The sequence below is a fragment of the Bradyrhizobium sp. SZCCHNR1043 genome (assembly GCF_032489675.1).
Taxonomy (GTDB): Bacteria; Pseudomonadota; Alphaproteobacteria; order Rhizobiales; family Xanthobacteraceae; genus Bradyrhizobium.
In genome coordinates this window covers 264,978-276,077 of sequence record NZ_JAUEYN010000005.1, presented here as the reverse complement: position 1 = coordinate 276,077, position 11,100 = coordinate 264,978, and the positions used below count along the sequence as shown (strand labels likewise).

The 11,100-nt window shown below is 64.7% G+C and carries 7 protein-coding genes; 4 read left to right on the top strand and 3 right to left on the bottom strand.

The genetic code is table 11. The features are described from left to right. The first annotated feature begins 18 nt into the window (after positions 1 to 18). The gene (locus tag QX039_RS10990) at positions 19 to 876 is read left to right on the top strand and encodes a VOC family protein (protein WP_315738083.1); all 858 of its coding nucleotides are present in this window, start codon (positions 19 to 21) and stop codon (positions 874 to 876) included. Between the two features lie 40 nt (positions 877 to 916). Here the strand turns inward: QX039_RS10990 and QX039_RS10985 are convergent, their stop codons facing one another. Genes QX039_RS10985 through QX039_RS10975 form a run of 3 tightly spaced genes read right to left on the bottom strand, consistent with a single transcriptional unit; the run spans position 917 to position 4,061 of the window. Then, positions 917 to 1,951, bottom strand: a complete 1,035-nt coding sequence (locus QX039_RS10985) for a 2Fe-2S iron-sulfur cluster-binding protein (protein WP_315738084.1) — start codon at positions 1,949 to 1,951, stop codon at positions 917 to 919. Continuing rightward, the gene (locus tag QX039_RS10980) at positions 1,951 to 3,882 is read right to left on the bottom strand and encodes an ethylbenzene dehydrogenase-related protein (RefSeq protein ID WP_315738085.1); all 1,932 of its coding nucleotides are present in this window, start codon (positions 3,880 to 3,882) and stop codon (positions 1,951 to 1,953) included. Before QX039_RS10980 ends, QX039_RS10985 begins: the two co-directional genes overlap by 1 nt. Continuing rightward, entirely contained in the window at positions 3,879 to 4,061 is a 183-nt protein-coding gene (locus QX039_RS10975; protein ID WP_315738086.1) for a hypothetical protein, read from the bottom strand. Before QX039_RS10975 ends, QX039_RS10980 begins: the two co-directional genes overlap by 4 nt. 777 nt (positions 4,062 to 4,838) lie before the next feature. On the opposite strand from QX039_RS10975, the gene QX039_RS10970 reads away from it, so the two are divergent. From QX039_RS10970 to QX039_RS10960, 3 genes are all read left to right on the top strand, one after another. Beyond that, entirely contained in the window at positions 4,839 to 6,701 is a 1,863-nt protein-coding gene (locus QX039_RS10970; protein WP_315738087.1) for a type I secretion system permease/ATPase, read from the top strand. A 3-nt stretch (positions 6,702 to 6,704) separates the two neighbouring features. Next, a complete protein-coding gene (locus QX039_RS10965) occupies positions 6,705 to 8,660 on the top strand; it encodes an HlyD family type I secretion periplasmic adaptor subunit (RefSeq protein WP_315738088.1) in 1,956 nt (651 codons plus the stop codon). 67 nt (positions 8,661 to 8,727) lie between these two features. After that, complete coding sequence (locus QX039_RS10960; RefSeq protein ID WP_315738089.1) at positions 8,728 to 10,860, top strand: autotransporter strand-loop-strand O-heptosyltransferase; 2,133 nt, start codon at positions 8,728 to 8,730, stop codon at positions 10,858 to 10,860. The last annotated feature ends 240 nt before the right edge of the window (positions 10,861 to 11,100 follow it).

Sequence of the window (11,100 nt, the reverse complement as noted above, 5' to 3'; positions counted from 1 at the left end):
CTGCAAGGAGACAAACGCGTGGCCCTCAAGAATGTCATCGGTATCGATCACGCGGTCGTCGTGGTGAAGGATCTCGACGCGGCGGCGGATACCTGGAAGCGGTTGGGTTTTACGCTGTCTCCGCGCGGCACGCACAGCGCCAAGATGGGATCCGGCAATTACACCATCATGCTCGATCCGGACTACATCGAGCTGCTCGGCATCCTCGCCGAGACCGACCATAACGTTCCGACCCGCAACTTCCTCGCCCAGCGCGGCGAAGGCATCGAGCGCATCGCCTTCACGGCGATTGATTCCGCGGCCGGCGCCGAGGAAATTCGCGCGAAGGGCTTCGAGCCGATTGGTCCCATCGACTTCGAGCGTCCGGTGCCCCTGCCCGACGGCAGCATCTCGGCCGCGAAATTCCGCGTGTTTCAATGGCCGGTCGCGGAGGCTCCGGGCGGCCTGCGCATCTTCGCCTGCCAGCACAAGACGCGCGAAACGGTGTGGATCCCGGAACTGATGCGCCATGCCAACGCCGCCAGGCAACTGAAGCAGGCGCTGATCGTGACGCCGGATCCGGCCAAGGACGCGGCTCACCTGTCGCGCCTGATCGATCGCGACGGGCGAGACGAAGCCGACGGCGCCGTGACCGTCACCTCGGGCGGTGACCGCGCCGATTTCGTGTTCCTGACCAGGGACCAGCTCGCAGCGCGCTATCCGGGCGTGTCGCTTGCCGGTCTGCCGGAGCGGGGCGGCGCCGGCCTGGTGCTGGCCTCACATGATCTGACCACGACCGAAAAGGCTCTGGGGGCTGCAGCCGTGCGCAGCGGTGCGAGCCTGGTCGTGCCGCCCGCATCGGCCACGGGCACTCTGCTCGCTTTCGTGGCCGGCTGAGCGCCGGACTGCGGCCGCGCGCGTCGCGGCCGCCACGATCTCATTCCGCCGGCTGGAACATGGCCGGCCGGCCGCGCTGGCTGTCGAGCCACCCGACCAGCCGATTCATGAGTCCGCCGCTCGACTCGGAGGGCTGCGCCGATGATACGAACGGATCGCAGTGACACTTCGCTCCGGCCCCGCGCGCCATCTTCGCAACCGCCTCCGTCATGGCCGGCGCGCCACAGGTGTAGACGACGTCGTTCGGTGTGAGCTCCGGCATGTGTTCGGTCGGCCGGCCGCTGCGAATCGCCGGCGAGACGTTCTGCGGCTCCGACACGATCGGGATGATCTTCACGTTCGGGAAGCGCGCGAGCCGGCACAGCGCCTGATGCATGTAGAACGACTGCAAGGTGCGCGACACGACGATGAAGACGATCTCGCGCTTCGGATTTTCGGTGATGGCGGCGACCGCGATCGCCCACATCGGGGCAAAGCCCGTGCCGCTCGCGACCAGGATGATTCGACCGCGATGCTTCTGCCGAAAGAACGCAGTGCCCAGCGGCGCCGTCAGCTTGACGCGATGGCCGACCTGGATGTCGCGGCCAAGCGCCGACGACACCAAGCCATCCTTCAGGATGCGGATGTGCAGATACAGCAGATGGCTGTCAGGCGCGCCGACCATCGGATAGGTCGGGCTGTAGCAACGCGTCGGAAAACCGCGGTACTGGACCTTGGCGTATTGCCCGGGGAAGAATCGCAGCGGCTTCGGCATCTCGATGGTGACACCGACGACATCGGGCGCGAGCCGGACGAGATCACCCACCTCGCAATTCATCGTCACCGTATCCGGCACGGGCTCCGTGATGATCTTCAGGTCGGACACCACACGCGCCTGGCACGCATGCGCCATGTCGCCTTCCATGCCGCCGAACAGCTTGCCGTCGACGACCGTCACTTTGCAGGATCCGCAGATTCCGCTGCGGCAGTCATGGGGCAGATCCACGCCGCTGTTGATGGCGCCGTCGAGCAGGATATCGCCCACATTCGCGTAGAACGTTTCCCTGTTGTACTGGATTTTGCAAATCTTACCCATCACTGCACCTCAAGTCGCATAGGCCGGATCTGCCTCGTATGTCTGATCTGGGTATGGTCGAACGCTGCGACACGCATGAACACGCCATTCTTGATCGGAACGTCGTACTTGCTTTTCGTGTCCATTTTGCGGGCAATTTCGAGCGTCCAATGGCCCGCGGCCCAACGCGCTGCGCAACGGATGTCCGCGCGATCACCGGTGAACTCGCCGCTGACGAGAACACCGGGCACGACGGTCCCGATCGGCGTCTGCGCATCCGCCTCGGCCGAATACGGCACGGATTCGGCCTCCGTCATGAACCAGCGTGCGCCTTCACTCTCGCCGATGTTCGGATCGAGATTGATCTCGCCCATCGCCGCGGTCATCGCGGCGACGTCCTTCGGAAGACGCTTCGGTCTCACACCCCGATTCCCTAGTCTTGCGGCCTCCCTGTCGATCACGAAATTGTCCGAATAGTTCGCGGTGCCCGGATCCGACGCGAACCCGCCCTTGTAGGGCGTGAGTCCCTTGACCTGATCCGGTGTCGGCTCCGCAGGCGGACCGAAATGATCATCGTCCATCCATCCGGTCGGGCCGCCGCTCGTCGCCTTCCACAGCCAGGCGTCGGCATAGAGATTCGGCGCCGGCGTGTAGTGGATGCCGCGACCGGACAGGGTCGGCGGCTTGTCTGGCATCGGCTGCGAGCTCATGTGAAACGTTCGGTCCGCGGCCAAGGTGATCGGCAGCGTCGTGAACAACAGCGAGAACTTGTCCTCGTTGAAGTCGTTCTCGTCGCCCTTGTCGAATCCGTTCTGCAGGAGATGCCAGCCATCCGCCTTCTTGATCAGCGGCAGCTGCTTCAACGACCGCGTCGGATCCTCCCAGATGACGAGGAAGTAGACCCACGTGCCGTCATGCGCTGCCTTGATCCACACTCGCGATTCGCCGGTACCGTCGAAATTGTCGCCCTGGTTGGTCGTGACCATGTGCGGCTGGATGTTGCGCCAGACGCGATCCGACGAATCGCCGTCGAGGGTCGGCGCATCGGATGTGGCAATCCGGTACACCGTGACGGTGTCCTCGGCGTAGTAGTCGGCGGCGAACATCGCGGAACCGATCACGATGGCTGCGGCGATCGCGACCATGAACGGGTTGGATTGGAAGCTCGGATTGCGGCGGCGGGAATTGCCCTTGGCAGGTGCCGGCGGCGGACGCATGCGGCCTGGCGGCACACGCGGCTCGGAACGCGCCCGCATCGGCTCCTCCATGCGCCGCGGCGCCGGCATCGGCTCACGCGCTGCAGGCCGCGCAGCGGGCGCCGGCCTCTTCGGAGGCGCCTCCGCCTCCTCCAGCTTTTCCGACTGCTCAACCAACATCGTGAGGAGCTCGACGGGATCGAGCTTCGGCGGCGGGGGCGGCAACGGCGCCGGCCGGAACACGCGATAGAGCTGCATCTTTCCGCCGATGCTGAAGTGAACCAGGACGTGCAGCACCACGAAGGCCGGGATCACCCAGGTCGCGTACCAGTGGATCATCATGGTGACGTAGCCGGAGGCCACGCCGAAGAAGAGCATGCCTCCGGTGACGATCAGGATCGCCATGGAGATGAAAAGCACCCAATGCAGCATCACACTGATCGATCCCAGCCGCGCCGGCCGGCGGCCGAGCAAGCCCTTGAAGCGCATCTTGTCGATGGTGACGCGGCGACCGAGCCCTGACTTCGAGATATAGATCATGTAGGCGAGGGCCACGCTCGCGAGCACGACCCCAGCCGGCATGTGCCAGGTCCAGGTCCGGTGCCGGGGCAGCAGCCAGTCGAGATTGTTGGCGATCCACGCGTGTCCAGGCGCTTCGGTCGCCATGCGAAGCCCTGTCATGAAGGCGATCACAGTGGCCCCAACCAGGGTCCAATGCAGGATGATCGTTCCATAGTCGGTCTTGCGGATCTTCATGCGTGCGCCTCCAGAGCTGCGCGCACGCGATCGGCGCGATTCACCGCCGACCCGGCGACCGTATTTCGTCTCAGCGGATCGATCCGGCGCGGGATGATTAAGTATTCAACCCTGCAGGCCGCCCCTCGACCCGAATCCATTCCCGCATCACGCGTCTCGATGGTGATGTCGTCCAGCAACTTTGTCGTCCCCCGGATACGCTTTACTAAGTGAGCAACTTCGTCCGACTTCGGCGTCACAGCGCCGTTCTGCACCCAATCGTTGCCCCGCTACGCTTGAACGTGATCGGTTGGATCACGCCTATGGTCGATCAGCTGCCGCGGCCCGAGCCGGTGACGAGTTGCTCGGATCACCCGCGGACTGATCTGCTTCGTCCTCCCTCGAGTTGATGTTGATCTCGTGCGCCCGATGCTGGACGGGTCACTGGTTCCACAGCGGCCGCACGTTCGATGATAGAACACATCGTCGGCCACCATGGCCGGCTGAGCTGATTGCACGTCTTGGATTGGTGCGCGGAGCCGCACGCCCTCGTGTTGCCGCCGCCATCATGATCGTTCTCAGCACCATCATCGAATACCGCATGATCGAGATGACAACGCCTGTGCGTTGCACCGCAGGAAGATTTATTCGCCTTCGTGGCGTCATTCGGCCCGGACCGCGACCAATGAGTACGGAACCAAGGTGATAGACGGACGAATGTGTGACGCGCGTCGCATGCCGATGGCTGTTATCACGCTGCAACTATCGACGATCGCGGACAGATTTCGCGCAGACCCGATCGCGCTGAGCGACGCCACAACTTTTCAGAGCCGGCCCGGCGCATTGTACCTCGCACCGGTCGTGTACCCCCGTCGCTGCGACAGAATTGCCCACGTGTCCAATTGTTGCCGGAAAATCGTCGGTATCGACTGTCAATAGCGCGGAGTGAAGCACTGTGTTTTGGGAGACGCGCCTGGATGAGTCTGGCTCAAGACCGCCCGAGAACGAAAGCCGCGGCTGCCCTCAACGACCTTCTCTCGGGAAGCGACGATCCGGTGACGCGCGGGTTGCGCCAGGCTGTCAAACGCATGGCCGGCATCGGCGTGTTCAGCGGCGTCATCAACATCCTGATGCTCTCGGGCTCGGTTTATATGATGCAGGTCAATGATCGCGTCGTTCCGAGCAAAAATCTCGCCACGCTCGTCGGCCTGTCGGTGATGATTCTGGTCGTCTATCTGATTCAAGGCTATTTCGACGCATTGCGCACCCGCATGCTGTGCCGGGTGGCGACCGTGTTCGACGCGAGCTTGCAGGACGCGATTCATCACGCTCTGGCCACCCTGCCCCTGCGCGGCACCAAGCCGATGCTGATGCAGCAGCCACTGCGCGATCTCGACCAGCTCCGCGCCTTCATGTCGAGCATGGGACCGACCGCCTTTCTCGACATGCCATGGATACCGATCTTCCTGATCGGCATGTTTCTGTTTCATCCGCTGATCGGCATCACGGCCGTCATCGGCACGGTCGGAATCATCTCGATGACGCTGGTGACCGACCGGTTGTCGCGTCAGGCGAGCAAATCCGCCAGCGATACGAGCGCCGCACGGCAGGTTCTCGCCGATGCTACCCAGCGCAATGCAGAGGTGATTCGCGCGCTCGGAATGCTGGATCGCTTCTCGGCACGCTGGAACGCCGTCAACGAGCGCTATCTGAAGGACAACATTCGCGCGAGCGATGTCTACGCCAATCTCGGGGCCGCCGCGAAAGTGCTGCGCTTCATCCTGCAGTCGGGCATGCTCGGCATCGGCGCGGCGCTCGTCGTCTCCGAGCAGGCCTCCGGCGGCGTGATGATGGCCTCGTCGATCCTGATGGGCCGCGCGCTCGCCCCGATCGAGATCGCACTTGGCAGCTGGAAACAGCTGGTCGCCGCGCGCCAGGGCATCGCGCGTCTGCGCGATATCTGCAAGGCCACCGCCAGGCCGGAAGCGCCGCCGGTCGCGTTGCCCCGCCCGTTCCGCGAGCTGACCGTACAGGAGCTGACGGTCACCGCGCCGGGCACCGACCGGCCGATTGTTCAAAACGTGTCGTTCTCGATCAAGGCAGGCACGGGTCTGGCACTGCTCGGCGCGAGTGCCTCCGGCAAGACCTCACTCTCGAAGGCGCTGGTCGGCATCTGGCCTGCACAGCATGGTTCCGTCCGCCTCGACGGCGCAGCGCTCGACCAATGGAGCAACGAGGATCTCGGCCGCCACATCGGCTACCTGCCGCAGGACGTTGCCCTGTTCGATGGCAGCATCGCCGACAACATCTGCCGCTTCGACGAGAATGCGAGCTCGGATGCGATTCTGAAGGCGGCGCAGATCGCCGGCGTGCACGACATCATCCTGCGGCTGCCGGAAGGCTATTCGACGCGAATCGGCCAAGGCGGCATGTCGCTGTCGGCCGGTCAGCGGCAGCGCGTGGGTCTGGCCCGCGCGGTGTATGGCGATCCGTTTCTCATCGTCCTCGACGAGCCAAATGCCAATCTGGACACCGACGGCGAGAACGCGCTCAGCCGCGCCATTCAGATCATGCGGCAACAGAATCAGAGCATCGTGATCGTGATCTCACACCGTCCCAGCGCGCTGAATGCGCTCAACGTGGCGCTGGTGCTGTACGAGGGCAAGGCGATCGCATTCGGGCCCTGCCAGGAGATCTTTGCCCGCGTCGCCGGGGCCAACAAGGCCGCGGGACCTGCCGTCGCGCATGCTCCTGCTCCGCCCAGGGTTGCAGCTCCGGCAGCGGCGCCAAATCCGAACGCCCGCTCGCTTCGTCGCGCCGCCCCAGCAGAAAGCGCTTGATCAATGAAACACATCAACGACTTCAGGCCCTTCGACGACGACGACTATGTGCGACCGAAGACCCGCGCCGTCGGTCCGCAGGGCGATGCATTGATTCTCGAACTGCAGCGGCTGCAGGGCGCATTCGACGACGGCTCGGACGAGGACCCGCGGCAGCGCCGCGGCGCACGTGACGGCGGCAAGAAGCGCCGGCGTCCGCCGCCGTCGCAAGTCAGGCCAAAGCCGCGCTCGAAGAAGAAGGGCAGCACCATGGGCCGCGCCCTCGGTGCGTCACTGTCGCTGTTCGGTCTCGGCGCCCAGGCGCCCCGGGCACGCCGGGGTGAAGGCATCCGCGAGATGGACTGGCAGCAGCCCGCACCGATGCGTGGCTACGAGCCGGAGCTGTCGCCACCCCAGCGCAATCCGCCTGCACGCATGGCGGGCGGCAATTCGGCACCCCTGCTCGACCTGCAGGATGCGCGACGCGACGGCAATTTCGGCGTCGGTGCGCCGCGGCCGATGGGACAGCAGAACCTCCCTGCCCGCCTGGCGCATGCGCCTGTCGTTCCGCAAACCCGAGTCGGCCGCCTGGTCGGCACCGCCGGCACGGCCTTGACCACTGGCATGACCTTCATTGCGACGCAAGGAACGGCGGCCGATCTCGACGACGGCTCGGACGAATCGCTGGTGCCGCGCGTCAGCCGCATGTTCGAGAACGAGCTGCGTCTCGGCATGCGGGTGCTGCTTGTCGCCGGCGTTCTCGGCGGCGGTTGGCTGACCCTCGTGCCGCTCGCCGGCGCGATCGTGGTCCCCGGCAATCTCGTGGTGCAATCCAACGTGAAGGCGATTCAGCATCCGACCGGCGGCATTGTCGCGGAAATCAAGGTCGACAACGGCAAGCGCGTCGCAGCGGGCGATCTGCTCGTGCGGCTCGACGCCACGCAGAGCCAGGCCCAGCTCCAGGCGATCACCAAGCAATTGAACGAACAGCGCGCCAAGATTGCGCGGCTCTCGGCCGAGCGTGACGGTCTCGATCAGCCGGACTATCCGTCCACGCTGACCTCACGTCAGGACGATCCAAATGTCCGCACCGTCATCGCGTCGGAGAACGCGCTGTTCAAGGCCCGTGCCACGACCCGCAAGAGCCAGAAGGAGCTGCTGCAAGGCCGCATCGTCCAACTGAACAACGAGATCAGCGGTATGGAGTCTCAGCTCGAATCCAAGAACAAGCAGATCGAGTTGATCAAGGGCGAGTTGGCCGGCGTGCAGGAGCTCTATGACAAACGGCTCGTTCCGCTAACGCGACTGACGACGCTGCAGCGGGAAGCCGCTCGAATCGACGGCGAACGCGGCCAGTTGGTCTCCAGCGTGGCCGAGACGAGGTCCAAGATCAGCGAAGCCGAGCTCCAGACCGTCAAGATCGATCAGGATTTCCGCAGCGAGGTGGTCAAGGACCTCAGCGAGTCCCAGGCCAAGGAAGGCGATCTGGTCGAGAAGGGCGTCGCCGCGCGCGACCAACTCGATCGCATCGAGATGCGCGCGCCGAACTCCGGCACCATCCACCAGCTCGCGATCCACACCATCGGCGGCGTCATCAAGCCGGGTGAGACCGTCATGGAGCTGGTCCCCGATTCGGACGAACTGCAGGTCGAAGGGCACGTCCAGCCCAAGGACATCGATCACGTTCACACCGGGCAGGATGCGATGGTCCACTTCAACGCCTTCAACCAGCGCACCACGCCGAAATTGAGCGGCCAAGTCTCGTTCGTGTCGCCTGATATCACCAATGACCCGCGAACCGGCTCCACCTTCTACACGGTCAGGATCACGCTGTCCGACGAGGAGCGCAAGCGGCTTGGCAACGTCAACCTGATGCCCGGCATGCAGGCCGAAGTCTATGTTCAAACCGGCAGCCGGACGATGCTCAGCTATCTGATGAAGCCGGTTCTCGATCAGTGGCGCCGCGCCTTCGTGGAGTAACAAGGCCGAACAGCCGCGGTCGGCGTCATCGCTCACGAATGAACGCAGACCGCGTCAGCACCTCAACATGAACGTTGCAAATTTTCCCCGCACCTCGGACCTGGCGATGGTGCCGACACGTGCGTTACCCGCCGACGCCCAGCCCGGCGCCCGCACCGAGGCGTCTGATCACGCACGCAAGCCGCGACTGCCGCCGCCAGCGGCCGTGCCGACCCAGGAGGGTCCCCAGGGGCTGCGCTTCGATTTCAACGACGGCTGCCGCGTGATGCTCCCCGACACCGGACACCCCTGGCGCGTCCGGCTGAGCGATCTCGAGACCACCAACGTCCTGTTCGACATCGACCTGCGTTCAGGGCACGTCAACAGTAGCAAGCGCTATTTCGTCCCGTTCAGGCTCGAAGTCTGGTCAGGGCCCGAGCTGCTGTTGTGCCACGACTATGATGCCACCGACCGAGACGTCCTGATCCAGTTCCCGGTCGGCACGATCGGCGACATCATCGGCTGGATGGGCTATGCGGTGAGGTTCAAGGACCTGCATCGGTGCCGCCTGAGCTGTGCTATGGGCGAGCCGCTGATCCCGCTGTTCCGCGCCGCCTACCCTGACATCACGTTCCTCAGCCACGAGATGGTCCAGGCGGAGCGATACTACGCCACCTACTCGGTCGCGCTGTTCTTCGACGATGCCGAGCTGGTCCATCAGCCCTGTGATTTCCGGCAGGTCGGCCTGCATCGGACGGCCGCTCATATCCTCGGCGTCGATCCGGCCGAGCAGCCGCCGCGCGTCGCACTGAGCGAAGACAGCCGTCCCATCGAGGAGCCCTATGTCTGCATCGCGGTGCAGGCGACGACCGCGTGCAAGCACTGGAACAATCCTGAGGGCTGGCAGAGCCTCGTCGATTTCCTGCGCGCGACCGGCTATCGCGTGATCTGCATCGATCAGACCGCGGCGCGCAGCCACGGCGCTTTCCGAACGCAAATTCCCGCCGCAGCCGAGGATCAGACCGGTGACCGGCCGTTGCCCGAGCGCGCCCGCTGGCTCAAGCACGCCGCATTCTTCATCGGCCTTTCCTCGGGGCTGTCATGGCTGGCCTGGGCTGTCGGCACTCCGGTCGTGCTGATCAGCGGCTTCACTCATCCGACCAACGAGTTTGCGACCCCCTATCGGGTCATCAACCGTCACGCCTGCAACAGTTGCTGGAATGATGTCCGTCATCGCTTCGACCATGAGGACTTTCTGTGGTGCCCGCGATGGCAGGGCACGCCTCGACAGTTCGAATGCACGCGCCTGATCACGGCCGCGCAGGTCGAGGGCATGTTGCTTCGAATTCCCGGCTTCGGACAGGGATTGCCTCCGAAACCGCGCACCTCTCAGCAGCAGGCGCCGCCTGCGCCCTTTGATCGGCAGCGAACCTCCAGGGCAGAGTCTGCGCAGGACTCCGTAGAGAGCGACGAGCCGGTCGCGCTCGCCGCACTGCTGGCGCAGCCGCGCGGCGACGTTCCCCACGGGGGCCTTGCGGTCGGCGTCACGGTCGCCGCCGGCAGACTGCTGGATCAGGCCGCCGCCGGGATCGCGGAAGGCGATCGCGCCGCCACCGCCAGCGATCTGATGGAGGCCTTGCAGAACTACAAGCAGAGCATCGCCATCGTCAGACACCTGACCGGAGCCAATCCGGACGACGCCGGGTTTCAACGCAACCTCTCGGTCGCCTTGAACCGCATCGGCGCCGTGCTGTTCGTTCAGCGAAACCTCGAGGCCGCGCATGCCGCCTATTCCGCCAGCCTCGCCATCGTTCAGAAGCTGACCGCAGCACACCGCGGCAATCTCAGCTTCCAGCGCGATCTCGCCTGGTGTCACGCTCTGCTGGCGGACGTGCTCGCCGCCCAGGGCCGGCATGCCGAAGCCTTCGATCAGCGTCGCGCCAACACCGCGCTGATTACCCACCTCGCCAACAGCGCCTCCAACGATCCGTTGCTGCAGCAGACGCTTGCAAACTCCTACCAGAATCTGGGCGATGCCTTCGTTCCGCTCGGCAACATCGACGGCGCCCTCGCCGTCTACCGGATCAGCCTCGGCCTCACCAAGCAAGGGCTGGACGCGAACGGGCAGAATGATCCGGCCTGGAATCAGCTCTACACGACGCTGCTGCAGAAGATCAGGACTGCGCTCCTGGCGCAGCGCCAGGCTGCGCCGCCGTCCTGAACAGCGTTCGGCGCGGTTGGCCGGCCGCCACGCCTTCACCTTAAAGCTCACCCGGACGGATGATCCATCGTGGCATTTTTCCAGCGATGGCCCTGCGGCAAGGCCGCGCGCAAGTGTCGCCGGGCAGCCTTGACAACGTCTGACAGACCCTACGGCTGACTTCTGGAGACCGGCCACTCACCGGCGAGATACAGGCAGCATCTTGACGACAACATGCAGCTCGCGCCTGATCGCGACCCC

What these genes read in the sequence shown, in the direction of transcription:
- QX039_RS10985 (WP_315738084.1), bottom strand. Translation starts at nt 1,951, where the DNA reads ATGGGTAAGATTTGCAAAATCCAGTACAACAGGGAAACGTTCTACGCG.
- QX039_RS10980 (WP_315738085.1), bottom strand. Translation starts at nt 3,882, where the DNA reads ATGAAGATCCGCAAGACCGACTATGGAACGATCATCCTGCATTGGACC.
- QX039_RS10970 (WP_315738087.1), top strand. Translation starts at nt 4,839, where the DNA reads ATGAGTCTGGCTCAAGACCGCCCGAGAACGAAAGCCGCGGCTGCCCTC.
- QX039_RS10965 (WP_315738088.1), top strand. Translation starts at nt 6,705, where the DNA reads ATGAAACACATCAACGACTTCAGGCCCTTCGACGACGACGACTATGTG.
- QX039_RS10960 (WP_315738089.1), top strand. Translation starts at nt 8,728, where the DNA reads ATGAACGTTGCAAATTTTCCCCGCACCTCGGACCTGGCGATGGTGCCG.